Below are 23,988 nucleotides of genomic sequence, written 5' to 3'. Positions count from 1 at the left end.
GTCAGGCTCGGGGTCCCGGAACCCGGGAGTCCGGGCATCCGGGACGGCCCGGCCGACGGGTCAGCTCGCGGGTCCCGCGGTGATCCTGCCGCCCGCCACCGTGACGTGGACGGCGGGCAGCGCCTTGGTCGCCGGTCCCTGGACGACGGCCCCGGTCCCGGCGTCGAACTGGCTGCCGTGGCAGGGGCAGGAGATGGTCGTGCCCTCCACCGAGTCGACCACGCAGCCCTGGTGGGTGCAGACCGCGCTGAAGGCCTTGAAGGTGCCCTGCTGCGGCTGCGACACCACGACCTTGTCGTCGCGGTAGAGCTTGGCGCCGCCGACCGGCACCTCGCTGGCGGCGCCCAGCTCCACGGCCTTGCCGGGGCCGGCCGCCGAGCCGTTCTTGCCGCCGCAGGCGGTCAGTCCGACTCCGGCGGCCCCGGCCAGTGCCGCGCCCCGCAGGACGGTACGGCGGCAGGCGGGCATGTCGCTGGTCATACGTGCTCCAGGTGGTACGGGTCCGCTCGTGCGTGTGCGACCCGTACCTTACGTCCCCTGGCTGTGCCTACGCTTTGGCCGCCCGCTTCCTGGCCGCCGCGGTCTTCTTGGCGGCCGTCTTGGCCGGGGCCTTGGCCGCCGTCCTGCTCGCCGCGCGCTTCCTGGGCGCCGGCACGGCGGCGTCGCTGATCCGCTCGGCCGCCAGCACGTCGCGCAGGAACTTGCCGGTGTGGCTGGCCGGGACGCCCGCGATCTGCTCGGGGGTGCCCTCGGCGACCACGAGACCGCCGCCGTTGCCACCCTCGGGGCCCATGTCGATGACCCAGTCGGCGGTCTTGATGACGTCCAGGTTGTGCTCGATGACGATCACCGAGTTGCCCTTGTCGACCAGCCCGGACAGCACCTTGATCAGTTTGCTGATGTCCTCGAAGTGCAGCCCGGTGGTCGGCTCGTCCAGGACGTAGACCGTCCGCCCGGTGGAGCGCTTCTGCAGCTCGGAGGCGAGCTTGACGCGCTGCGCCTCACCGCCGGACAGCGTCGGCGCGGACTGGCCGAGCCTGACGTATCCCAGGCCGACCTCGTGCAGGGTGCGCAGGTGGCGGGCGATGGTGGGCACCGCCTCGAAGAAGTCCAGCGCCTCCTCGATGGGCATGTCGAGCACCTCGGCGATGGACTTGCCCTTGTAGTGCACCTCCAGGGTCTCCCGGTTGTAGCGCGCCCCGTGGCAGACCTCGCACGGCACGTACACGTCCGGCAGGAAGTTCATCTCGATCTTGATCGTGCCGTCGCCCGCGCAGTTCTCGCAGCGGCCGCCCTTGACGTTGAAGGAGAACCGGCCCGGCAGATAGCCGCGGACCTTGGCCTCCATCGTCTCGGCGAAGAGCCGCCGCACATGGTCGAACACCCCGGTGTACGTCGCCGGGTTGGAGCGCGGGGTGCGGCCGATCGGCGACTGGTCGACATGCACGACCTTGTCCACCAGGTCGTCGCCGTCCACCCGGGTGTGGCGGCCGGGCACGCTGCGCGCGCCGTTCAGCTCGCGGGCCAGGTGGGTGTAGAGGATGTCGTTGACCAGGGTGGACTTGCCGGAGCCCGACACACCGGTGACCGCGGTGAGCACCCCGAGCGGGAAGGACACGTCGATGTCCTGCAGATTGTGCTCGCGGGCGCCGTGCACGGTCAGCTGCCGCTTGCGGTCGATCGGACGGCGGACGTCCGGCGTGGGGATGGACCGCTTGCCGGCCAGATACTGCCCGGTCAGCGACTCCTCGTTGCCCAGCAGCTCCTTGAGCGACCCGGAGTGCACGACCTTGCCGCCGTGCTCGCCGGCGCCGGGGCCGATGTCGACCACCCAGTCGGCGGTCTTGATGGTGTCCTCGTCGTGCTCCACCACGATCAGCGTGTTGCCCAGGTCCCGCAGCCGGACCAGGGTCTCGATCAGCCGGTGGTTGTCCCGCTGGTGCAGGCCGATGGACGGCTCGTCCAGCACGTAGAGCACGCCGACCAGGCCGGAGCCGATCTGGGTGGCCAGCCGGATGCGCTGGGCCTCGCCGCCGGACAGGGTGCCGGCCGCCCGGTTGAGCGACAGGTAGTCCAGGCCGACGTCGACCAGGAACCTCAGCCGCTCGTTGACCTCCTTGAGCACCCGCTCGGCGATCTTGCGGTCCCTGGCGTCCAGCCTCATCGCGCCCAGGAACTCGGCGCAGTCGCTGATCGACATCGCGGCGACATCGGCGATGGAGCGGTCCTGCACGGTGACGGCCAGCACGATCGGCTTGAGCCTGCTGCCCTCGCAGGTCGGGCAGGGCACCTCGCGCATGTAGCCCTCGAAGCGCTCCCGGCTGGAGTCGCTCTCGGAGTCCTGGTGCCGGCGCTTGACGAACGGCACCGCGCCCTCGAACTGCGCGTTGTACACCCGGTCGCGGCCGTAGCGGTTCTTGTACGCGACGCGGACCTCGGACTTGTGGCCGTAGAGCAGGGCCTTCTTGGCCCTGGCCGGCAGCCCGGCGAACGGGATGTCCGTACGGAAGCCCAGCTCGGTGGCCAGGCCGTCGACCAGCCGCTCGAAATACCCCTTCGACATGCCGCCGGTCCAGGGCGCGATGGCACCCTCCCGCAGCGACTTCTGGTCGTCGGGGACGATCAGCTCCGGGTCGACCTCCATCCGCGAGCCGATGCCGGTGCAGTCGGGGCAGGCGCCGAAGGGCGAGTTGAAGGAGAAGGAGCGCGGCTCCAGCTCCTCGAAGGACAGGTCGTCGTACGGGCAGTACAGGTGCTCGGAGAACATCCGCTCGCGCTGCGGGTCGTCCTCGGGCAGGTCCACGAAGTCCAGGATCACCATGCCGCCGGACAGCCCGAGCGCGGTCTCGACCGAGTCGGTGAGCCGGCGCTTGGCGGAGTCCTTCACCGTGAGGCGGTCGACGACCACCTCGATGGTGTGCTTCTCCTGCTTCTTGAGCTTCGGCGGGTCGGTGAGCTGGACGGTCGCGCCGTCCACCCTGGCCCGGCTGTACCCCTTGGTCTGCAGATCCGCGAAGAGGTCGACGAACTCGCCCTTGCGCTCGCGGGCCAGCGGCGAGAGCACCTGGAAGCGGCTGCCCTCCTCCAGCTCCAGCACCCGGTCCACGATCGCCTGCGGCGACTGCCGGGAGATCGGGCGGCCGCACTCGGGGCAGTGCGGCTTGCCGATCCGCGCGAAGAGCAGCCGCAGGTAGTCGTAGACCTCGGTGATGGTGCCGACGGTGGACCGCGGGTTGCGCGAGGTGGATTTCTGGTCGATGGAGACGGCCGGCGACAGGCCCTCGATGAAGTCCACGTCCGGCTTGTCCATCTGGCCGAGGAACTGCCGCGCGTAGGACGAGAGCGACTCGACGTACCGGCGCTGGCCCTCGGCGAAGATCGTGTCGAAAGCCAGCGAGGACTTGCCGGAACCGGACAGACCGGTGAACACGATGAGCGAGTCCCTGGGCAGCTCCAGCGAGACGTTCTTCAGATTGTGCTCGCGAGCCCCACGGACGATGAGTCGATCGGCCACGCCAGTGCGCACCTTTCCTAGAAGCGGGGGAGAGACGTCACCCCCCAGTCAGCCTAAACGGGGTGCGCTCGGGATTTCTTCCTGTCGCTGCGGTTGCGACACAACGACCATATAGCACGTGCATTCGATTTCCGGGGTCGTCCTGCCAGGTTCACCCGATCGTGTGGTGCGCATCGCTGTCCGTACCGCGGGGCATACGGAAACCTGATGCCCGTACCGCCGACGAACCACCGGGAGCGCCTGTGACCGTCCAACGACCCGACCCCGAGCGCGATGCGGCCGACGTGGCGGAGGCGACCGGGCAGCTGCTCGACGCCGTGGCCGGGCTGTCCGCGGAGGACCTGGCGGGACCCTCCCTGCTGCCCGGCTGGACCCGCGGCCACGTGCTGTCCCACGTCGCCCGCAATGCCGACGCGCTGGTGAACCTGCTGACCTGGGCGGAGACCGGCGAGGAGACCCCGATGTACGCCGACGCGGCCACCCGCGACCGCGACATCGAGGCCGGCGCCGCCAGGCCGCCGGCCGAGCAGCTCGACGACCTGCGGGAGTCCGCGGACCGTCTCGCCGCGGCCGTCGGCGCGCTGCCGCCCGCGGCCTGGGCGGCCCAGGTCGCGATGCGCTCGGGGCGGGTGATCGCGGCCGCCGAGATCCCCTGGCGGCGGCTGATCGAGGTGCGGCTGCACCACGTCGACCTCGGCACCGGCCACACCGCGGACGACCTGCCGGCCGGCTTCGCGGACCGCGAGCTGTCCTGGATCATCGGCGACCTGACCGCCCACGAGGGCGTGGCACCCGTACGGCTGCGCGACACCGGCTCCGACCTCTCCTGGGACCTGGGGGCCGCCGAGCAGCCCGAGCTGACCGTGTCGGGCCCGACCCGCGCCCTGCTGGCCTGGGTCAGCGGCCGCGGCCGGGGCGACGGGCTCGACGTGAGCCCGGAAGGACGCCCGCTGCCGGTGCTGCCGCCGCTAGGCTGACGGCATGGCGTACAGCGGACAGGTGACGGTGGGCGGAGCCCCCGACGTGCACGAACTGAGCGATCTGATCATCAGCAAGGTCGCGGTCGGGAAGTACAACAACAACGTGTATCTGCTGCGCTGCCGCGCCACCGGTGAGCAGCTGCTCATCGACGCGGCAGCCGAGCCGGACACGCTGCTCGACCTGGTCGGCCCCGACGGCCTGACCTCGGTGGTGACCACCCACAGGCACCCCGACCACTGGCAGGCCCTGCGGGAGGTGGTCGCGGCGACCGGCGCCCGCACCTACGCGGGCCGCGACGACGTGGAGGGCATCCCGGTCCCCACCGACGTGCCGGTGGACGACCTCGGCACCGTCGAGGTCGGCCGGATCACCCTGACCGCCCGGCACCTCGTCGGCCACACCCCGGGCAGCATCGCCCTGGTCTACGACGACCCGCACGGGCACCCGCACATCTTCACCGGCGACTGCCTCTTCCCCGGCGGGGTCGGCAACACCCACGAGGACGCCGCCGCCTTCACCTCCCTCTTCGACGGCGTCACCAGCAAACTCTTCGACCCGCTCCCCGACGAGACCTGGGTCTACCCGGGCCACGGCGACGACACCACCCTGGGCACCGAGCGCCCGCACCTGCCGGAGTGGCGCGAACGCGGCTGGTGAGGCGCCCGGCGGGCGGCGGCGTCAGTGGCGGCGGGTACGGCTCCGGTGGGACTTCGTCACATGGCGGGTCGTGGTCGAGCCGTGGCTGGTGGTCGCCGACCTGCCGCCGTCCTCGGCCGGACAGCTCTCGGTGACCTTCGCCACGGACAGGCGCACGGGTATGCCGGTGTCGGCGCTGCCGGACGCGGGGTTCTGGAAGCAGACCTGCCAGTCCGCGCCCGACGAGGCCGTGCGCTTCGCACCGGTGGCGTCGCTCACGCTGACATTGCCGAAGCCCGCGGCCGAAGCGGCGGACCGTGCGGCCGCCAGGGTGTTCCCCGTCAGGCTGGGGAGCGTCCTGGTGACACCCGTCTTCTTGTAGGGCGATCCACCGCCGCAGCCGGTGAGCGCCACCACCGCGACGGCGGCGGCCACGGTGGCGAGGCGGGCCGCGGACTTCCGGGCGTATGGCAAAGGGTCCCCCTGGGTTCACAGTGCGTCAGCTGACGCTCGCTCAAAGGGGTGATGATGACAGCCCGGGGCGGCCCCGTCAGCGCCGGGTCAGCTCCATGACCCAGTTGGTCAGCCAGCTGTCGCCGCCGTCCACCGAGAAGGCCTGCTCCCAGCGGGCGGCGCCGGCGGTGATGCCTGACCACACGAAGCGCGCCTTGACGTCCTTGCCGTGGTGGGTGTCGTCGCCGTGGAAGATTCCCGTGCCGTCGGCGAAGCGGCCGGTCACCGGCGGGAAGAGAAGGCCCGTACGGCTGCTCGACCAGTACAGCGACCACTCCTCGCGCTCCACGTCGTAAAGCCGCAGCGTCAGGCCCGACGTGCCCAGGGTGGGGAAGGCGATCTCGTCGAAGTTGGCGCCGCCGCCGAAGTGCCGTGAGGCGGTGCTGACACCGGGGAAGTCCTCCCACCCGCTGTCGGGGTCGAGGAAGTCGGTGCGCCGGTGGTTGGCGACGTCCCAGGTGCCGGTGAGGAAGTCGAAGTCGTTCACGCGCGGTCTCCCGTGCTGCCCGCGGGCAGCGAGTCGTTGACGTAGCCGGCCAGGTCGGGCCGGTCGGGGCTGAGGACGTGGCGGACCCAGGCGTCGCGCTCGTGGCGGATCGGCGGCAGCTCCCACACGCAGCCGATCAAGCGCGGCTCGATGCGGACGAAATGGGTCGGGTCCTGGTCGGGGCAGCCCAGGACGGGCTGCCCCGCCGCGGCTCCCGCGAAGTGCAGCGCGTTGTCCCATGCCCAGGTGTAGGCGTTGAGATATGCCCCGTCGTCCTCTCCCCTGTGCAGGACGACGAAGGCCGCGCCGGGTGTGCCGTCGGCTTCCGGCAGCAGATCGGGCAGGAGCGCGTACGCCGACTTCTCGACGTCGGGCGCGATCCCGGCAGGGTCTGCGGTGACGTGGTAGCGCTTGACGCGCCTGCCGGCCACGTCGATCGGCGGCGGCACGGTGAGGAACTTCTCGCGGAAAGCCATGGCTGGACCGTAAGGCCGATTCCCTGACACCCTGTGTCAGTGAAGTCCAGCCGCCTGCTGTCGATCCTGCTGCTGCTCCAGACCCGCGGCCGGATGACCGCCGCCGAGCTGGCGGCGGAGCTGGAGGTCTCGCCGCGCACCGTCTACCGGGACGTGGAGTCGCTGCACGCGGCCGGTGTGCCGCTCTACGGCGACGCCGGGCACCGCGGCGGCTACCAGCTGCTGGCCGGCTACCGGACCCGGCTGACCGGGCTGAACGCCGGCGAGGCCGAGGCGCTGTTCCTCGCGGGCGTGCCGGGCCCGGCCGCGGAGTTGGGCCTGGGGCCCGCGCTGGCCGCCGCCCAGCTCAAGCTGCGGGCCGCGCTGCCGCCCGAGCTGCGCGAGCAGGCCGACCGGATGCGCACCCGCTTCCACCTGGACGCGCCCGGCTGGTACGCCGCCGACGCCGAGGTGCCGTATCTGCCGCAGGTCGCCGACGCGGTGTGGCACGGCAGGGTCCTCCAGGTGCGCTACCGCCGCTGGAAGGAGCCGACCGACGTCGACCGGCGGCTCGAACCGTACGGCCTGGTGCTCAAGGCGGGCCGCTGGTACGCGGTGGCGGGCCCCGGGCCGCGCACCTACCGGGTCGACCAGATCCTGCGGCTGTCGGTGGCCGAGGAGCGCTTCGAGGTGCCCGCGGACTTCGACCTGGCCGACCACTGGCGGCGCTACCAGGAGGACTTCCACGCTCGGCTGCGGCGCGGCGAGGCGGTGGTACGGCTCTCGCCGCGGGCGGCCGCGGGGCTGACCGGGCCCGCGGCGCGGGCGCTGGCCACGACCGGCGGCACAGAACCGGACGGCTGGGTCCGCGCGACGCTGCCGACCGAGTCGCTGGACCAGGCGCACGCTTACTTCCTGTCGCTGGGCGCCGAGGCGGAGGTGCTGGAACCGCCGGAGCTGCGGGACCGGCTCGCCGCGACCGCCCGCGCGCTGGCCGCCGCCTACCAGGACTGACGCTCCCCTGCGGGGGCCGACCTGCTGGGGTGGCCCCGGGGAAGGGCGCCGCCCGAAGCAGGCGTCAGCGGCCCCGGCGCATCCGCTCGCCGACCTCGCCCTGGTCGGTCTCCCACCAGGGCCTGGTCATCCCTGGCACGGCGGGGGCGGCAGCGGGAGCGGCCTCCGCGGAGGCGGGCGGCACCGCGGAGGCGGGCGCCGAGGGGGTGGGCGCGGCGAGGGCGGCCTCGCGGTCGAGCCGGGCGTCCAGCTCCGCGGTCTTGCCGCGCTCGGCCCGCCACCACTCCATGAAGACCAGCAGGATGAAGGGCAGCCCGACGAGTTCGGCCAGCGTCAGCATCAGCCCGCCGCCGAGCATCTGGTCGTGCTGCACGCTGGGCCCCCAGCCGCGCGGGTGGTCGGTGTACCAGTGGCCGGCGACCAGGGTGCCGCTGGTCATCACCACGATGCCGGGCACCGAGTCGAAGAGCCCGTCGAGGAAGACCAGGGCCGCCCGCACCGGGTGGGTGCACCAGCGCGGCAGCAGTTCCTGCCGGCTGAGCATGGGCAGGACGAACAGGCTGCCGGTCAGGAGCAGTTGCAGGTGCATCAGCTGGCGGACCAGCGGATTGCCCAGCGCGGTGGCGAAATACGGGGTGAAGTAGATGGTCAGCTCGGAGGCGAGCACCAGCAGCGAGCTGACCAGCGGATAGGTCAGGGCGCGCACCGGCCGGGAGGTGAAGGCCCGGTGCAGCCGTCCGTCCGGGTCGGCGAGCCCCAGCGGGTCGCCGAGTGCCAGGCCGAGCGGGGCGAAGAGGTCGAGCAGGATGTTCTGCACGGCCGCGGGCCAGAAGAGGACCCGGTCGTAGACCGCGAGTGAGGACATCGTGGCGACCACCAGGGTGCCCAGGCCCAGGACGAAGAAGGCGGCGGTACGCCACAGCGGCCACCGCTCCCCCGCGCGCCGCCGGCGGCGTACCCCGTAGGCGTAGCCGGCGCCGAGCAGCAGGACGACGGCGAGGGCCGCCGCGTCGAGCTGCCAGGCGTCGAGATACCGGGCTCCGGTCAGCTCGGGGAGGGCCTGGGGGCTCGCCACATCCGCGCCTTTCCACGTCTACCGTCCGCAACGGGGCCACGGTAGACCCCGGCGGGCGGTGCGCGGCACGCAGGGGGAGGTCAGGCGCCTATGCGCTGGTCGGACGTACCGGTCGGCGTGTCGTGGTCGTCGGCGCCCTGGTCGCCCTCCGTGTCCTTCCCCGCCTCGGGCTCCTTGCCGCGGACGGCCAGCAGGCTGGTGGCCGTGGTGACGGCCAGGACGGCGACGATGACGCCCAGCGAGACCGGGATGGAGATTTCGGGGACGTGGACGCCTGCCTCGTGCAGCGCGTGCAGCAGCAGCTTCACGCCGATGAAGCCGAGGATCACCGACAGGCCGTAGGACAGGTGGACCAGCTTCTTGAGCAGCCCGCCGATCAGGAAGTACAGCTGCCGCAGGCCCATCAGGGCGAAGGCGTTGGCGGTGAAGACGATGTACGGGTCCTGGGTCAGGCCGAAGATCGCCGGGATGGAGTCCATGGCGAACAGCACGTCGGTGGTGCCGATGGCCAGCATCACGACCAGCATCGGCGTCATCAGCCGCTTGCCGTTCTGGGTGATGAAGAGCCGGGTGCCGTGGTAGCGGTCGGTCGCGGGGATCCGCTTCTCGACCATCTTCATCAGCCGGTTCTCCTCGAACTCGGCGTCGTCCTCCTGCTCGGTGCGGGCCTCCTTGATCAGCTTCCACGCCGTCCAGATCAGGAAGGCGCCGAAGATGAAGAACACCCAGGAGAAGCTGGCGACGATCGTGGCGCCGGCGGCGATGAAGACCGCGCGCAGCACCAGCGCTATCAGCACACCGACCAGCAGCACGCGCTGCTGGTAGTGCGTGGGCACCGCGAACTTGCCCATGATCAGCACGAAGACGAAGAGGTTGTCGACGCTGAGGGACTTCTCGGTGATGTAGCCCGCGAAGAACTCTCCCGCGGGCTGTCCGCCCGAGAAGAGCAGCAGGCCGAGGCCGAAGAGCGCGGCGAGCACCACCCAGACGGCGGTCCACAGGCCCGCCTCCCGGACGGACACGTCGTGGGGGGTGCGGCCGACCAGGAAGTCCGCGCCGATCAGCGCGCACAGCCCAGCGATGGTCAGCACCCAGAGGGCGAGGGAGACGTCCACAGGTCCTCCGGCGGGTCGAAATGACTCAGTCAAAGAACCGTACACGAATAACCAAAAAATGGTAAAGGCGACACCAAGCGCAGGTCAGGTGCCGTACGCCGGGCGTGCCGCGGCCAGCTGCCTGAGCACGTCGGCCAGGACGCGGCTGCCCGGCGGCACCAGCGGCGGCTCGTAGGTCCAGGCGTGGCCCACCCACGGGTCGGCCAGATGGTCGCTGGGCAGTGGGGTCAGCCGCAGCAGCGAGCGCCACAGCGGGTCGAGCACCGGGCCGTAGGCCGCCGCGTCCTCCCGGTCGGCCACCACCAGCAGGTGCACGCCCGCCGACGGGCCCTCGTCGGCGAGATAGCGCAGCTGGTTGACCGAGCGGTCGTCGAAGCCGTACGGGAACTCGTTGACGATCAGCAGCTGCTCCGCTGTGTCGAAGCCGGGCGGCAGGTCCTCGGCCGCGCCGCCGCGCCTGGCCATCTGTATCAGGTCGACCCGCTCGGTGAGCCGGGTCAGCAGGTCGCTGACCCCGGCCGCGCCCGCGGCGGGCGGCGGCAGCACGAGCGCGCCGCCGGCGTGCAGCGGGGCCAGCGCGGCCGCGCCGGAGCCCGCCGGGTCCAGGGCGTGCACCGCGAAGGTGCCCACCGGGTGGGAGGCGAGCAGCCGGGCCGCGACGGCGACCGCGGCCTCCATGGCCGCCCTGCGGTTCTCCGCGCTGTCCAGCCACAGGCCGCGCTCCAGCGGGAGCCTGCTCAGCAGCGGGATGCGCAGCTCGGGCGCCTCCGGCAGGCTCAGGCTGCCCAGGCGCACCGCGAGCGGCAGCCGGGCGGGCACCCGGTAGGCGTGCCACACCGGATTCTCCCAGCCGGCGAATTCCGGCGGCAGCGCCGGCTCGACGGCCTCGGACTCGGCGGCGAGCTGCGCCAGGTCCCGGTCGAGCACCGCCCGTGCCTGGTCGACCAGCGCGGCCTGCTTGGCCTGCGCGGCCTCGCGGGCCGCCTCGGCCGCCGGGCCGCCCCGGGTCCGCGGGTCTGCCAGCAGCCGGTCGAGCTCCTGCTCGAACCGCGACTCGGCGAAGTCGGCGGCGCTGCGGTAGGCCGCCACGGTCCGCGACAGGTCCTCGAACATGCCCCAGACCTGGTTGTAGAGCCGCTCCTCCATGGACCGCCCGGCGGCATCCCCGGCGATCGGCACGCGCGGCGCGTCAGCGGGCGGCGGCGGGGGCACCGGACCGGCGGCCCGCGGCGGCGGCACCTGCCCGGACCGCGGCGGCGCGGCAGCAGGCGGCGGCGCGGCGGGCGCGGTGCGCCGCCTGGGGTGCCGGTAGTCCACGGGCCCGCCGGTCGCGGACGGCTGGGCACCGCTCGCGGTCGCGGAGGCTCCCGGCGGCTGCCCGCCGCCGGCGCCCGCCGGCCCGCGCTCGTACCGGACGCCGCCCGTCCCCGACATGCCCGCACCGGACGCCGGACCCGCGGCCGTACCGCCCAGGTCGACACGGCCCGCGTGGCCGCCGCCCGTGGCCGGAGGGGCCGGTGGCGGGGTGATGGCGCGGGCCTGCTCGCGGTCGACCGCCGTGTGGATGGCCGCGGCCGCGCCCGACGGGTCGGGGACGCCCTGGTCGAGGAAGAGGGCGGGCAGGCCGCCACCGTAGCCCTGGCCGACCGCGCGGACCTTCCAGGCGGACTGGCGGCGGTAGAGCTCGACGGCCAGCAGGGCGGTCTCGGCGCCGAGGCCGGTGATGCTGAAGCCGGCGATGGCGGCGCCGTCCGGCGTGGTGACGGCGAGCCGGGGGACGGGGGCGGCGCCGAAGTCGGCGGGGGCACCCGGGCGGGCCGCGGCGCCGGGCAGCGCGAGCAGCACGTGCACCCGGTGCACGGGGGGCGGCATCGCGCCGAGGTCCACGGCGAGCCGGTGGTCAGCGGCGGCCTGCCGCGGCACCTCGACACCCGCGAGCTGCGGCACTCCGGGGTGGGCGAGCCATTCGCCGTCGCCGACGACCCGGCCCGCCTCGTCCCCCAGGGTCACCGCGGCCACCACCGGTGTGCCCGCCGACACCCGGATCTCCAGCCGGTTGCCGGGCAGCGGATGGTTCTGGCCCCGGACCAGTTCGGCCGTCATGTCCGCCGCCCCCGTCTTCCTGTGTAGGTGAACTGCTACGGCCGTACGGCCGGACCCGCCGTCAGAGCGCGGGGAGTATGGCCGGGATCAGGTCCTGGAACGTCCGGCCGTTGGCCGGGGTGCCGATCGCCGTCATCGACCAGCCGGTCGCGCCGCGCTGCACCTTCGCCATGATCTGCGCGGTGTACGCGCCGCCGCCGGTCAGCGTGTAGCGGGCCAGCTCCTGGCCGTTGGTCTCGTCCACCAGGCGGCAGAACGCGTTCTCCACCTCGGCGAAGGTCTGGCCGGTGAAGGAGTTGACGGTGAAGATGATCTGGTCGACGTGCACCGGGACCCGGGACAGGTCCACGACGATCGACTCGTCGTCACCGCCCTGGCCGACACCGCCGACCAGGTTGTCGCCGGTGTGCCGGACGGAGCCGTCGTCGCTGGTGAGGTGGCGGAAGAAGACCACGTCAACCGGCTGCTTGTCGGCGAAGAGCACCGCGGAGGCGTCCAGGTCGATCTCCCTGGTACGGCTGCCGAACAGCCCGCGACGCGGTGCCGCCTTCCAGCCCAGCCCCATCCTGACCGCCGTCAACGAGCCTCCGTCGGCCTTGCTCAGGCTGATCTTCTGGCCCTTGGTCATGTTGACCGTCACGCGCTTGCCCCTCTCACCCGTCACCTGATGTGTGCGGTTTGTTGCCCCGCACCCTAACAAGACGCGGCCCGACCGTATCCCGGTTCGTCCGGTGCCGATTTACGCCGGTGTCACGCCATTCCCGCCTCCCGCATCTGGCGCAACTCCTTCTTCAGGTCCCCCAGTTCGTCCCGGATCCTGGCGGCCACCTCGAACTGGAGCTCCGCCGCCGCCGAGTGCATCTGGTCGGTCAGCTGCCCGATGAGGTCGGCCAGTTCCTCGGCCGGCAGCGGGCCCGTGGTGCGCTTGCCGGGCTTCGCCGACAGGCCGGGGACCGGCGCCTTGCCGCGCGAGCGCTGCCGCCCGGAGCCGAGCAGCTCCTCGGTGTCGGCGTCCTCGCGGGCGAAGGAGTCCAGGATGCCGGCGATCTTCTTCCGCAGCGGCTGCGGATCGACCCCGCGCTCGGTGTTGTACGCGATCTGCTTCTCGCGGCGGCGGTTGGTCTCCTCGATCGCCCGCTCCATGCCGGGGGTGATCCGGTCGGCGTACATGTGCACCTGGCCCGACACATTCCGGGCCGCGCGGCCGATGGTCTGGATCAGCGAGGTGCCGGACCGCAGGAAGCCCTCCTTGTCGGCGTCCAGGATCGCCACCAGCGACACCTCGGGCAGGTCGAGCCCCTCGCGCAGCAGGTTGATGCCGACCAGCACGTCGTACTCCCCGGCCCGCAGCTCGTGCAGCAGCTCGACCCGGCGCAGGGTGTCGATGTCGCTGTGCAGATAGCGGACCTGGATGCCCAGCTCCAGCAGGTAGTCGGTGAGGTCCTCGGACATCTTCTTGGTCAGCGTGGTCACCAGGACGCGCTCGTCCTTCTCGGTGCGCAGCCTGATCTCGTGCACCAGGTCGTCGATCTGGCCCTCGGTGGGCTTGACCACGACCTCCGGGTCGATCAGGCCGGTCGGGCGGATGATCTGCTCGACCACGCCGTCGCCGCGGGACAGCTCGTAAGGACCGGGGGTCGCCGACAGGTAGACGCTCTGGCCGACCCGGGTCAGGAACTCCTCCCACTTCAGCGGCCGGTTGTCCAGCGCGGACGGCAGCCGGAAGCCGTGGTCGACCAGGGTGCGCTTGCGGGACGCGTCACCTTCGTACATCGCGCCGATCTGCGGCACGGTGACATGCGACTCGTCGATGACCAGCAGGAAGTCCTCGGGGAAGTAGTCGATGAGGGTGTCGGGAGCGCTGCCCTGCTCGCGGCCGTCGATGTGCCGCGAGTAGTTCTCGATGCCGGAGCAGCTGCCGATCTGCCGCATCATCTCGATGTCGTACGTGGTGCGCATCCGCAGCCGCTGGGCCTCCAGCAGCTTGCCCTGCTTCTCCATCGTCGCGAGCTGGCCCTCCAGCTCCTTCTCGATGCCGGCGATGGCCCGCTCCATCCGCTCGGGACCCGCCACGTAGTGCGTCGCGGGGAAGACGTAGATCTGCTCGTCCTCCGTGATGACCTCGCCGGTGAGCGGGTGCAGCGTGTAGAGCGCCTCGATCTCGTCGCCGAACATCTCGATCCGCACGGCCAGCTGCTCGTAGACCGGGAAGATCTCCACGGTGTCGCCGCGCACCCGGAAGGTGCCGCGGGTGAAGGCCAGGTCGTTGCGCGTGTACTGGATGTCGACGAAGCGGCGCAGCAGCTGGTCGCGGTCGATCACGTCGCCGACCTTGAGCCGCACCATGCGGTCGATGTACTCCTGCGGGGTGCCCAGGCCGTAGATGCAGGACACCGAGGCGACCACGACGACGTCCCGCCTGGTCAGCAGGGAATTGGTGGCGGAGTGCCGGAGCCGCTCCACCTCCTCGTTGATCGAGGAGTCCTTCTCGATGTAGGTGTCGGTCTGCGGGACGTACGCCTCGGGCTGGTAATAGTCGTAGTACGAGACGAAGTATTCGACCGCGTTGTTCGGCAGCAGCTCGCGGAATTCGTTGGCCAGCTGTGCCGCGAGGGTCTTGTTGGGCGCCATCACCAGGGTGGGGCGCTGCAGCCGCTCGATCATCCAGGCCGTCGTGGCGGACTTGCCGGTGCCGGTGGCACCGAGCAGCACCACGTCCTGCTCCCCCGCGCGGATCCGCCGCTCCAGGTCGTCGATGGCCGCGGGCTGGTCACCGCTGGGCTGGAAGGGACTGACGACCTCGAAGGGCGCCACAGTTCGTTCGATGTCTGATACGGGCCGCATGTCACCACGGTACGACCACCCACCGACAATCGGCCGCGACCGCCGGGCCGCGGGCACCCGGGCGGCAGGCCACCGCCTTACGGCCACCCTCGGTGACGGCACGGGTACGCTGTCGGACCCCCCGCCTAGGCTTGCGCGCATGACCGGTGCTGCCTGGACCCTTTACGACGCGCCCATCGGACCGCTGCTGCTCGCGGCCACAGACGAGGGCCTGGTGCTCGTCGCCTTCAGGGCCGACGAGGAGACCGCCGCGCGGGCGGTCGCGGCCGCGGGGCGGCGGCTGGGCTGCGCCCCGGTCGAGGACGCCGCGCGGCTGGCCCCGGTGACGGCCCAGCTCGACGGCTATTTCGCGGGCGCTCTCAAGGACTTCGACCTGCCGCTTGACTGGTCGCTGATCACCGGATTCCAGCGGCGGGTGCTGCGCGAGCTGGCCGAGGGCGTGCCGTACGGCACGGTGGTCGGCTACCAGGACCTGGCGGACCGGGTCGGCGAGCCGGACGCGGCCCGTGCGGTGGGCGGCGCGATGGGTGCGAATCCGCTGCCCGTGGTGGTTCCCTGCCACCGGGTGATCGAGAGCGGCGGCGGCATAGGCGGCTTCGGCGGCGGCCTGGAGATCAAGCGGACACTGCTGGCGCTCGAAGGCGTGCTGCCCGCGCCGCTGTTCTGACGGCGGCGCGGGCAGGAGGGCCCCGGGACCGTGGGTGCGCTACGGCCGCGGGGCGCGGTCGCGGCGGCCGGTCATTCCCGGGCATCCCGCGGGGCGCGGTCGCAGGAGCGGGTCATTCCTCGGAGGTCCGCGGGTCGGGGATCTGCAGCGGTGACGCGGGGCTCGGCAGCTCGGTGCGGCCGGCCGGCCCGACCTCGCCCGGCTCGTCCGCCGCCGCGATCCCGGGGTCGGCGGCCGGCGCGCTGCCGGCCTCCGGCGCCGCGGGCGGGGTGGCGCCCGAGCCCTGGGCCGCGCGGTCGAAGAAGCGCAGCAGCTCCACCGGGAAGGGCAGCACCAGCGTCGAGTTCTTCTCGGCGGCGACCTCCACCACGGTCTGCAGCATGCGCAGCTGGAGGGCCGCCGGGTTGGCGTCCATGGTCCTGGCCGCCTCGGAGAGCTTGTGCGAGGCCTGCAGCTCGCCGTCGGCGGTGATGATCCTGGCGCGCCGCTCCCGGTCCGCCTCCGCCTGCCGCGCCATGGAGCGCTTCATGGACTCCGGCAGCGCCACGTCCTTGATCTCGACGCGGTCGATGTGCACACCCCAGCCGGTGGCGGGGGTGGACAGCATCAGCTCCAGGCCCTCGTGCAGCTTCTCCCGGCCGGACAGCAGGTCGTCCAGGTCGCTCTTGCCGATGATCGACCGCAGCGAGGTCTGCGCGACCTGGAGCATCGCGAACTGGTAGTTCTGCACGTCCACGGTCGCCCGGACCGGGTCCACGACCCGGAAGTAGAGCACCGCGTCCACCCGGACCGACACGTTGTCACGGGTGATGCCCTCCTGCGAGGGCACCGGCATGGTGACGACCTGCATGTTGACCTTGGTCATCCGGTCCATGAAGGGCACCAGGACCCGCGGTCCGGGCTCCTTGGGCAGCCGGTTGACCCGGCCGAAGCGGTAGACGACACCGCGCTCGTACTGCTTGACGACCCGGACACTGCTCATCAGCCCTATCAGGCCGATCACCGCTGCCACGACCAGCAGCACCACGACGGCTTCCATGTCCCCCCGCTCCCCTCGGTCAAGGGTGTGAAGATAACGGCAGCCCCCGCCGGCCGCACCGGCGGGGGGGCTTTCTTGACAGGAGTTTGACGAGTCGTCGGCGGACGGCGCCGGCGCGGGCCGGTCAGGCGTCGAAGCGGGCCGCGGCGAGGTAGTCGGGCTGCGGGTCGAGTGCCGCGGCCAGCCGGAAGTGCCGCTTCGCCTCGTCGGCCCGGTCGGCGCGCTCCAGGGTGCGGCCGAGCGCGAAGTGGGCGAACGCGTTGTCCGGCTCGCGCTCCAGCACGATCTGGAATTCCAGCTCGGCCGGGCGCAGTTGCGCGGCGAGGAAGAACGCGCGGGCCCGCAGCAGGCGGGCCGCGGTGTTGTCCGGGTGCGCGGCGATGACCGGGTCGAGCAGCTTGACCGCGCCGCGCGGGTCGCGCGCGGCGAGCAGCTGCTCGGCGGCGCGGAAGTTGATCACATCGGTCTCGGGGCTGCGCTCAGGCAAGTCCGCCTCCCTGACATCGGGCCGGCGACGAATGATCGTCTGGTCAGACATACCCAACACGCCGGTCGCCAATCGCATTCCCCCGCGTACGGCCTACCGGGGGCCCGACCGCGCCCTACTGGTCGCGGAGCCGGTCGCGCAGCCGCCGCCACACGGCCCGCGCCTGCGCCTCCAGGGCGTCGAGCGGGCCGTCGTTGTCGATCACCAGGTCGGCGATCGCGAGCCGCTGCGCCCTGGTGGCCTGGGCGGCCATCCGGGACCGGGCCTCGTCCTCCGTCATGCCGCGCAGCCGCACCAGCCGCTCCAGCTGGGTGGCGGGGTCGACGTCCACCACGACGACCAGGTCGTAGGCGGATGCCAGGCCGTTCTCGGTGAGCAGCGGTACATCGTGCAGCACGATGTCGTCGGGTTTCGCGGACCGCTGCATCTCGGCGGAGCGCGCGCCGACCAGCGGGTGCACGATCGCGTTGAGCACCTTGCGGCACTCGTCGTCTGCGAAGACGATCGCGCCGAGCTTCGGCCGGTCGAGCGACCCGTCGGGGGCCAGCACGCCGTCACCGAACTCGGCGACCACCGCGGCCAGCCCGGCGGTGCCGGGCGCCACCACCTCGCGGGCGATCCGGTCGGAGTCGATCAGCACCGCGCCGTACGAGGCGAACAGCCGTGCCACCTCGCTCTTGCCGGCCCCGATACCGCCGGTCAGACCCACTGTCAGCATGCCGGCCAGCCTACTGGGCGGTCCGCCCGGCCACCCGCTCAGCGCCCGCCGTCGTCCTCCCGGTCGGCGAGGAAGCGCTCGAACTCCGCCGCGAGGTCGTCGGCCGTGGGCAGGTCGACGGGCTCGGCGATCAGGCTCTCGCGGGACTGCGACCCCTCGACCGCGTCGTACTGGCTCTCCAGGCCGCGCACCACGGACACCAGCTCGCCGTCGCCCTCGGCGACCTGCCGGTCGATCTCGACCCGCACGGTGTGCGCCTCATTGCGCAGGGCGTGCGCGATCTCGGGCAGGACCAGGCCGGTCGCGGCGGTGATCGCCTCAAGGACGGCCAGGGCCGCGTCCGGATACGGGGAGCGGGCCAGGTAGTGCGGCACGTGGGCGGCGACCCCGAGCACGTCGCGCCCGGCCTCGGCAAGCCGCAGCTCGACCAGCGCGGACGCGCTGCCGGGCACCTGGGCCTCGTCGAACCAGGCGCGGTGACCGGGCATCAGGTCCACCCGGTTGCCGTGCGGCGTCAGGCCGACCGGGCGGGTGTGCGGGACGCCCATCGGGATGCCGTGGAAGTTGATGGCGAGCCGCACGCCGAGGCGCTCGATGACCTGGAGCACGGCGGTGGCGAAGCGCTCCCACTCCACGTCCGGCTCGGAGCCGGTGAGCAGCAGGAACGGGGTGCCGGTGGTGTCACGCACCAGATAGAGGTCGATCTCCGGTGCTTCGTAGGAAGTCCAGTGGTCCCGTTCGAAGGTCATCAGCGGGCGGCGGGCCCGGTAGTCCACCAGCCGGTCGGCGTCGAAACGCGCGATGAGCTGGTTGTCCAGCCGATCGAGCAGCTGCTGGCTGATCTGTTCGCCGGTCTCGCCGGCGTCCATGAAACCCTCGAAGTGGTACAGCAGCACGGGCCCTGTGTCCCCGACCGCTTCGTCCACGGCCTCGGCCCCGCCCGGCACGTACTCATACAGCCCTTGCGGATCCAGCACGATGATCGTCCTCCTCGTTCTCTGTCACCACAACGAACAACCACGGCCCCCCATTCCCACCCGGGCCGCGGATCCCGGCCGTCCGGGACCTCACCACGCAGTGCGGCCCCGCCCCCCGGACAGGGGGGCGGGGCCGCGACAGCCGGTGGTCAGCGGTCAGCTCTGGCCGCCGGCCAGCTTCTCGCGCAGGGCCGCCAGGGCCTCGTCGGAGGCGAGGGCGCCGGAGGTGTCGTCGGACTCCGAGGAGTACGAACCGCCGCCGGTGCCGGTGCCGCCGGGAGCCGGAGCCGCGGTGCCGGCCTCGGCCGCCGCCTGCTCGTCGGCCTCGCGGGACTTGATGACCTGGGCCTGGTGCTGCTCGAAGCGGGTCTGGGCCGTGGCGTACTGGCCCTCCCACTCCTCGCGCTGCTTGTCGTAGCCCTCGAGCCAGTCGTTCGTCTCGGGGTCGAAGCCCTCGGGGTAGATGTAATTCCCCTGGTCGTCGTACGACGCGGCCATGCCGTAGAGCGTCGGGTCGAACTCGACCGAGGCCGGGTCGGCACCGAAGGACTCGTTGGCCTGCTTGAGGGACAGCGAGATCCGGCGGCGCTCCAGGTCGATGTCGATGACCTTGACGAAGATCTCGTCGTTGACCTGGACGACCTGCTCCGGGATCTCCACGTGGCGCTCGGCCAGCTCGGAGATGTGGACCAGGCCCTCGATGCCCTCGTCGACGCGCACGAACGCACCGAACGGAACGAGCTTGGTGACCTTGCCGGGCACGACCTGCCCGATCTGGTGGGTCCGGGCGAACTGCTGCCACGGGTCTTCCTGGGTCGCCTTCAGCGACAGGGAGACGCGCTCGCGGTCCATGTCGACGTCCAGGACCTCGACCGTGACCTCCTGGCCGACCTCGACGACCTCGGAGGGGTGGTCGATGTGCTTCCAGGACAGCTCGGACACGTGCACCAGACCGTCGACGCCGCCGAGGTCCACGAACGCACCGAAGTTGACGATGGAGGAGACGACGCCGGAGCGCACCTGGCCCTTCTGCAGGGTGGTGAGGAAGGTCTGGCGGACCTCGCTCTGGGTCTGCTCCAGCCAGGCACGGCGGGACAGGACCACGTTGTTGCGGTTCTTGTCCAGCTCGATGATCTTGGCTTCGAGCTCCTTGCCCACGTAGGGCTGCAGGTCGCGCACGCGCCGCATCTCGACCAGCGACGCGGGCAGGAAGCCGCGCAGGCCGATGTCGAGGATGAGACCGCCCTTGACGACCTCGATGACGGTACCGGTGACGATGCCGTCCTCTTCCTTGATCTTCTCGATGGTGCCCCACGCGCGCTCGTACTGCGCACGCTTCTTCGAGAGGATCAGGCGGCCTTCCTTGTCCTCCTTCTGGAGGACCAGGGCCTCGATCTCGTCGCCGACCTTGACGACCTCGTTGGGGTCGACGTCGTGCTTGATCGACAGCTCGCGTGAAGGGATGACGCCTTCGGTCTTGTAACCGATGTCGAGCAGGACCTCGTCCCGGTCGACCTTCACGATGACGCCGTCGACGATGTCGCCGTCGTTGAAGTACTTGATCGTCTCGTCGATCGCGGCGAGGAAGGCTTCCTCGTTGCCGATGTCGTTGACCGCCACCTGCGGGGTGGTACGAGGGGCCTCGGTGCTGCTCGTCATTAGGGAAAGGACTCCGGTACGGACAGTAAGTCGTAGGTACAGCTACGCCGGGAGCCTTTTTCAATCCTGCCGCGGCACCCGCGGCCGAGAGGCCGTGGGATCGGTCAGCAGATTCGAGCGTGGCCTGCTCCGTCTGAGGCGCGCAGGCTCGCAGCGCAACTTGTAGCATACGGGGGCAGCCGGGCACGGTCAATGCACGAAGAGCGCACCGGGCGCGTAACGAACCAAACCGGCGCAAGTCCCCCGACCGCAGGTCTTTCCAGAGAGTACGACGACTGCCGCGATGATCCAAGGACCTGAACCCGAAGCAACCCGGCGCAAGGCCGGGATCACCGAGAGCAGCCGGGCCAGCCGTGGCTGGTGGGACCGCAACGCCGACGACTACCAGATCGAGCACGGCGACTTCCTCGGCGACGACCGGTTCGTCTGGGGCCCCGAGGGGCTGGACGAGGCGGAGGCCGGGCTGCTCGGCCCCGCGGACGACCTCAAGGGCCGGGCGGTGCTGGAGATCGGCGCCGGCGCGGCCCAGTGCTCGCGCTGGCTGGCCGCGCGGGGCGCGCTGCCGGTGGCCCTCGACCTGTCGCGGCGACAGCTCCAGCACGCCCGGCGGATCGACCAGGAGCCCGGCCGCGCCCCGCTGCCGCTGGTGCAGGCCGACGCCGGATTCCTGCCCTTCGCCGACGCCTCCTTCGACCTGGCCTGCTCCGCCTACGGCGCGCTGCCCTTCGTCGCCGACACCGCCAGGGTGCAGCGCGAGGTGCGCCGGGTGCTGCGGCCCGGCGGCCGCTGGGTCTTCTCGGTCACCCACCCGGTGCGCTGGGCCTTCCCCGACGAGCCGGGCCCCGAGGGCCTGACCGCCGTCTCCTCTTACTTCGACCGGACGCCGTACGTCGAGCAGGACGACCGCGGCCTCGCGGTCTACGTCGAGCACCACCGCACCCTGGGCGACCGGGTCCGCGAGATCGCCGCGGCCGGGCTGCGCCTGGTCGACCTGGTCGAACCCGAGTGGCCGCGGTGGAACGAGCAGGAGTGGGGCGGCTGGTCCCCGCTGCGCGGCCGGCTGCTGCCGGGCACGGCGGTCTTCGTGTGCGTCGCGGAATGACGGCAGGCGGCGGCCCCGGCGGGGCCGCGGTACGTCCCGAGGGGCGCGCGCTGCCGGTGGCCGCGGTCGTCCCCGCGCTGCTCGCCGCGCTCGCGGACCGCGGCAGCGCGGTGCTGGCCGCGCCGCCGGGCACCGGGAAGACCACGCTGGTGCCGCTGCTGCTGGCCGGGGCGGAAGGGCGCCCGCCGGGCCGGGTGCTGGTCGCCGAGCCGCGGCGGATGGCGGCCAGGGCCGCCGCCCGGCGGATGGCCTGGCTGCTGGGCGAGCAGGTCGGCGGGACGGTCGGCTTCACCGTGCGCGGCGAGCGGCGGGTGTCCGCGGCCACCGCCGTGGAGGTGGTGACCACCGGTGTGCTGCTGCAACGCCTCCAGCGCGACCCCGAGTTGGCCGGCGTCGGCACCGTCGTCCTCGACGAGTGCCACGAGCGGCACCTCGACGCGGACACCGCGATGGCCTTCCTGCTGGACGTACGCGCCACGCTGCGGCCCGAGCTGCGGCTGGTCGCGGCGTCCGCGACGACCGACACCGCCGCGTGGGCCGCGCTGCTCGACGCCCCGGTCGTGGAGGCGGCGGGGGTGCTGCACCCGGTGGCCGTGCGGTGGGCGCCGCCGCCGCGGCAGGTGCGCCCGCCGCACGGCATGCAGGTGGACCCCGCGCTGCTCGACCATGTCGCGGCCGTCGTCCGCCGGGCGCTGGCCGAGGACGAGGGCGACGTGCTGTGCTTCCTGCCCGGCGTCGGGGAGATCGCCCGGGTGGCCGGCATGCTGTCCGGGGTCGGGGCCGACGTCCTGCAACTGCACGGCCGGGCCCCGGCCGCCGTCCAGGACGCGGCGCTGGCGCCCGGCGAGCGGCGCCGGGTGCTGCTGGCCACGTCGGTCGCCGAGTCCAGCCTGACCGTGCCTGGGGTGCGGGTGGTGGTCGACAGCGGCCTGGCCCGGGAGCCGCGGACGGACCACGCCAGGGGTCTGGGGGCGCTGACCACCGTCCGCGTGTCGCGTGCCGCGGCAGAGCAGCGGGCCGGCCGCGCCGGCCGCGAGGCGCCGGGCACGGTCCACCGCTGCTGGGCGCAGGGCGAGCACGACCGGCTGGCCCGGCAGCCCGCGCCGGAGATCATGCTGGCCGACCTCACCGGCTTCGCCCTGCAAGCCGCCTGCTGGGGCGAACCCGACACCACCGGGCTCGCCCTCCTCGACCCGCCGCCCCCAGGCGCGCTGGCCGCGGCCCGTACGACCCTGCGCACGCTGGGCGCCGTCGACGCGGCGGGCCGCGCCACCCCGCGCGGCCGCCGGCTGGCCCTGCTCGGCCTGCACCCCCGCCTGGCCCGCGCCCTCCTCGACGCGGCCCCCACCCTGGGCGCCGCCCGCGCCGCCGAGGTGACCGCCCTGCTGTCCGAGGAGGTCCCCACCGCCTACGGCCCCGACCTGACCAGCGCCTGGCACACCGCGCGCCGCGCCACCGACTCCTACGCCCCGCGCTGGCGCACCGAGACCCGCCGCCTTGAGGCGGCACTGCACACGGCGACGGCCGGGGACGACGCCGCGGGCGGGGCGCCCGGCAGCGGAGCGGCCGCCCATGGGCGGGAACCCGCAGCCGTGCGAGGCGGGGCCGGCGGGCGGGGCGGGGCGGCCCCGCTCGGTGACGACGCCGCCGCCGGGCTCGTCGTGGCGCTGGCCTTTCCCGAGCGGCTCGCGCGGCGGCGCGGGGAAGGGGGGTACCTGATGGTGTCGGGGACCGGGGCCGAGGTCGGGGCCGGGCTCGGCGGGGCCGAGTGGGTCGCGGTGGCGGTGGCCGACCGCGGGGTGGGGCGGGCGGCGGCGCGGGTGCGGCTGGCCGCGGTGGTGGACGAGGAGACGGCGCGCGAGGCCGCCGCGTGGGCGCTGGAGCGCTACGAGGAGGTGCGCTGGGCGCAGGGCGACGTCGTCGCCAGACGGGTGGAGCGGCTGGGCGCGGTGGAGCTGGCCGCCGTACCGCTGCGGTCGCCGGACCGGGACGCGGTGCGGGCGGCGCTGCTCGACGGGCTCGCGGCCGAGGGCACCGGGCTGCTGCGCTGGACCAGGGACGCCCGGGAGCTGCGGCAGCGGATGGCGTTCGTGCACCGGGTGCTGGGGGCGCCCTGGCCGGATGTCGCGGAGGACGCGCTGCTGGACCGGGCCGGCGAGTGGCTGGGCCCCGAGCTGGCCGCCGCCCGCCGCCGCGCCGACCTGGAGCGGATCGACGCGGGCGCGGCCCTGCCGCGGCTGCTGCCGTGGGCGACCGGCGAGGCGGCGCGGTTCGGCGAGCTGGCGCCCGAGCGCTTCGAGGTGCCCAGCGGTTCGCGTATCCGGGTGGACTACGGCGGCGAGCAGCCCGTACTGGCCGTGAAGCTCCAGGAGTTGTTCGGCCTGGCGGACACCCCGCGGGTCGCCGGGGTGCCCGTCCTGGTCCATCTGCTGTCCCCCGCAGGGCGCCCGGCCGCGGTGACCGCGGACCTGGCGTCCTTCTGGCGGGAGGGCTACCGGGCGGTGCGGGCCGAGCTGCGCGGCCGCTACCCCCGGCACCCGTGGCCGGAGGATCCGTCGACGGCCGCGCCGACCCGCCGCACCAACGCGCGGCGGAGCTGACC

General features: G+C 72.8%; 21 protein-coding genes. 6 read left to right on the top strand and 15 right to left on the bottom strand.

Annotated features, from left to right (window positions below; genetic code table 11):
- Positions 1 to 60: 60 nt before the first annotated feature.
- Positions 61 to 480 carry a Rieske (2Fe-2S) protein gene (locus OG900_30785; GenBank protein ID WUH94081.1) on the bottom strand — a complete coding sequence of 140 codons (420 nt, stop codon included), beginning with the start codon at positions 478 to 480 and terminating at the stop codon, positions 61 to 63.
- Between the two features lie 67 nt (positions 481 to 547).
- A complete protein-coding gene (gene uvrA / locus OG900_30780) occupies positions 548 to 3,526 on the bottom strand; it encodes an excinuclease ABC subunit UvrA (GenBank protein WUH94080.1) in 2,979 nt (992 codons plus the stop codon).
- Between the two features lie 230 nt (positions 3,527 to 3,756).
- On the opposite strand from uvrA, the gene OG900_30775 reads away from it, so the two are divergent.
- Both OG900_30775 and OG900_30770 read left to right on the top strand, forming a co-directional pair.
- On the top strand, positions 3,757 to 4,491 hold the full coding sequence (locus tag OG900_30775; GenBank protein ID WUH94079.1) for a maleylpyruvate isomerase family mycothiol-dependent enzyme: 735 nt from the start codon (positions 3,757 to 3,759) through the stop codon (positions 4,489 to 4,491).
- 4 nt (positions 4,492 to 4,495) lie between these two features.
- Complete coding sequence (locus tag OG900_30770) at positions 4,496 to 5,152, top strand: MBL fold metallo-hydrolase (GenBank protein ID WUH94078.1); 657 nt, start codon at positions 4,496 to 4,498, stop codon at positions 5,150 to 5,152.
- Positions 5,153 to 5,173: 21 nt separating this feature from the next.
- On the opposite strand, the gene OG900_30765 is transcribed toward OG900_30770, so the two are convergent.
- The 3 genes from OG900_30765 to OG900_30755 all read right to left on the bottom strand — a co-directional run bounded on the left by OG900_30765 (position 5,174) and on the right by OG900_30755 (position 6,607).
- Positions 5,174 to 5,605, bottom strand: coding sequence for a hypothetical protein (locus OG900_30765; GenBank protein ID WUH94077.1), 432 nt, complete (start codon positions 5,603 to 5,605; stop codon positions 5,174 to 5,176).
- A gap of 76 nt (positions 5,606 to 5,681) precedes the next feature.
- Positions 5,682 to 6,131, bottom strand: coding sequence for a hypothetical protein (locus tag OG900_30760; GenBank protein ID WUH94076.1), 450 nt, complete (start codon positions 6,129 to 6,131; stop codon positions 5,682 to 5,684).
- The gene (locus OG900_30755; GenBank protein ID WUH94075.1) at positions 6,128 to 6,607 is read right to left on the bottom strand and encodes a hypothetical protein; all 480 of its coding nucleotides are present in this window, start codon (positions 6,605 to 6,607) and stop codon (positions 6,128 to 6,130) included. Before OG900_30755 ends, OG900_30760 begins: the two co-directional genes overlap by 4 nt.
- A 39-nt stretch (positions 6,608 to 6,646) precedes the next feature.
- Between OG900_30755 and OG900_30750 the strand changes: the two genes are divergently transcribed.
- Positions 6,647 to 7,600 (top strand): WYL domain-containing protein, encoded by a 954-nt coding sequence (locus OG900_30750; GenBank protein WUH94074.1) that lies wholly within the window; start codon positions 6,647 to 6,649, stop codon positions 7,598 to 7,600.
- 64 nt (positions 7,601 to 7,664) lie between these two features.
- On the opposite strand, the gene OG900_30745 is transcribed toward OG900_30750, so the two are convergent.
- The 5 genes from OG900_30745 to uvrB all read right to left on the bottom strand — a co-directional run bounded on the left by OG900_30745 (position 7,665) and on the right by uvrB (position 14,737).
- Positions 7,665 to 8,675, bottom strand: a complete 1,011-nt coding sequence (locus OG900_30745) for a cytochrome c oxidase assembly protein (GenBank protein ID WUH94073.1) — start codon at positions 8,673 to 8,675, stop codon at positions 7,665 to 7,667.
- A gap of 80 nt (positions 8,676 to 8,755) precedes the next feature.
- A complete protein-coding gene (locus OG900_30740; GenBank protein ID WUH94072.1) occupies positions 8,756 to 9,790 on the bottom strand; it encodes a TerC family protein in 1,035 nt (344 codons plus the stop codon).
- A gap of 84 nt (positions 9,791 to 9,874) precedes the next feature.
- Positions 9,875 to 11,893: a TerD family protein gene (locus tag OG900_30735; protein WUH94071.1), complete on the bottom strand. Its 2,019-nt coding sequence runs from the start codon at positions 11,891 to 11,893 to the stop codon at positions 9,875 to 9,877.
- 61 nt (positions 11,894 to 11,954) lie between these two features.
- On the bottom strand, positions 11,955 to 12,533 hold the full coding sequence (locus tag OG900_30730; protein ID WUH94070.1) for a tellurium resistance TerZ family protein: 579 nt from the start codon (positions 12,531 to 12,533) through the stop codon (positions 11,955 to 11,957).
- 110 nt (positions 12,534 to 12,643) lie between these two features.
- A complete protein-coding gene (uvrB, locus tag OG900_30725; protein ID WUH94069.1) occupies positions 12,644 to 14,737 on the bottom strand; it encodes an excinuclease ABC subunit UvrB in 2,094 nt (697 codons plus the stop codon).
- 139 nt (positions 14,738 to 14,876) lie between these two features.
- On the opposite strand from uvrB, the gene OG900_30720 reads away from it, so the two are divergent.
- The gene (locus tag OG900_30720; protein WUH94068.1) at positions 14,877 to 15,404 is read left to right on the top strand and encodes a methylated-DNA--[protein]-cysteine S-methyltransferase; all 528 of its coding nucleotides are present in this window, start codon (positions 14,877 to 14,879) and stop codon (positions 15,402 to 15,404) included.
- Positions 15,405 to 15,516: 112 nt separating this feature from the next.
- On the opposite strand, the gene OG900_30715 is transcribed toward OG900_30720, so the two are convergent.
- From OG900_30715 to rpsA, 5 genes are all read right to left on the bottom strand, one after another.
- Entirely contained in the window at positions 15,517 to 16,443 is a 927-nt protein-coding gene (locus tag OG900_30715; protein ID WUH94067.1) for a slipin family protein, read from the bottom strand.
- A 124-nt stretch (positions 16,444 to 16,567) separates the two neighbouring features.
- Positions 16,568 to 16,930, bottom strand: a complete 363-nt coding sequence (locus OG900_30710; GenBank protein WUH94066.1) for a tetratricopeptide repeat protein — start codon at positions 16,928 to 16,930, stop codon at positions 16,568 to 16,570.
- A gap of 115 nt (positions 16,931 to 17,045) precedes the next feature.
- Entirely contained in the window at positions 17,046 to 17,648 is a 603-nt protein-coding gene (gene coaE, locus OG900_30705; protein ID WUH94065.1) for a dephospho-CoA kinase, read from the bottom strand.
- 38 nt (positions 17,649 to 17,686) lie between these two features.
- Positions 17,687 to 18,625, bottom strand: a complete 939-nt coding sequence (locus OG900_30700) for a PAC2 family protein (GenBank protein ID WUH94064.1) — start codon at positions 18,623 to 18,625, stop codon at positions 17,687 to 17,689.
- Positions 18,626 to 18,781: 156 nt separating this feature from the next.
- Positions 18,782 to 20,284: a 30S ribosomal protein S1 gene (rpsA, locus tag OG900_30695; protein WUH94063.1), complete on the bottom strand. Its 1,503-nt coding sequence runs from the start codon at positions 20,282 to 20,284 to the stop codon at positions 18,782 to 18,784.
- A gap of 283 nt (positions 20,285 to 20,567) precedes the next feature.
- Here rpsA and OG900_30690 point away from each other — a divergent pair, with 283 nt between their 5' ends.
- Together OG900_30690 and hrpB are read left to right on the top strand one after the other, a co-directional pair.
- Positions 20,568 to 21,386 (top strand): class I SAM-dependent methyltransferase, encoded by an 819-nt coding sequence (locus OG900_30690; GenBank protein WUH94062.1) that lies wholly within the window; start codon positions 20,568 to 20,570, stop codon positions 21,384 to 21,386.
- Positions 21,383 to 23,986 carry an ATP-dependent helicase HrpB gene (gene hrpB / locus OG900_30685; protein WUH94061.1) on the top strand — a complete coding sequence of 868 codons (2,604 nt, stop codon included), beginning with the start codon at positions 21,383 to 21,385 and terminating at the stop codon, positions 23,984 to 23,986. Before OG900_30690 ends, hrpB begins: the two co-directional genes overlap by 4 nt.
- The last annotated feature ends 2 nt before the right edge of the window (positions 23,987 to 23,988 follow it).

Origin of the sequence: Streptomyces sp. NBC_00433 (assembly GCA_036015235.1) — a bacterium.
Lineage (GTDB): Bacteria > Actinomycetota > Actinomycetes > Streptomycetales > Streptomycetaceae > Actinacidiphila.
This window is presented reverse-complemented; position numbering and strand designations above follow the sequence as displayed.

What these genes read in the sequence shown, in the direction of transcription:
- OG900_30785 (WUH94081.1), bottom strand. Translation starts at nt 480, where the DNA reads ATGACCAGCGACATGCCCGCCTGCCGCCGTACCGTCCTGCGGGGCGCG.
- uvrB (WUH94069.1), bottom strand. Translation starts at nt 14,737, where the DNA reads ATGCGGCCCGTATCAGACATCGAACGAACTGTGGCGCCCTTCGAGGTC.
- OG900_30690 (WUH94062.1), top strand. Translation starts at nt 20,568, where the DNA reads ATGATCCAAGGACCTGAACCCGAAGCAACCCGGCGCAAGGCCGGGATC.
- coaE (WUH94065.1), bottom strand. Translation starts at nt 17,648, where the DNA reads ATGCTGACAGTGGGTCTGACCGGCGGTATCGGGGCCGGCAAGAGCGAG.
- OG900_30770 (WUH94078.1), top strand. Translation starts at nt 4,496, where the DNA reads ATGGCGTACAGCGGACAGGTGACGGTGGGCGGAGCCCCCGACGTGCAC.
- OG900_30755 (WUH94075.1), bottom strand. Translation starts at nt 6,607, where the DNA reads ATGGCTTTCCGCGAGAAGTTCCTCACCGTGCCGCCGCCGATCGACGTG.
- hrpB (WUH94061.1), top strand. Translation starts at nt 21,383, where the DNA reads ATGACGGCAGGCGGCGGCCCCGGCGGGGCCGCGGTACGTCCCGAGGGG.
- OG900_30735 (WUH94071.1), bottom strand. Translation starts at nt 11,893, where the DNA reads ATGACGGCCGAACTGGTCCGGGGCCAGAACCATCCGCTGCCCGGCAAC.
- OG900_30720 (WUH94068.1), top strand. Translation starts at nt 14,877, where the DNA reads ATGACCGGTGCTGCCTGGACCCTTTACGACGCGCCCATCGGACCGCTG.
- OG900_30715 (WUH94067.1), bottom strand. Translation starts at nt 16,443, where the DNA reads ATGGAAGCCGTCGTGGTGCTGCTGGTCGTGGCAGCGGTGATCGGCCTG.
- rpsA (WUH94063.1), bottom strand. Translation starts at nt 20,284, where the DNA reads ATGACGAGCAGCACCGAGGCCCCTCGTACCACCCCGCAGGTGGCGGTC.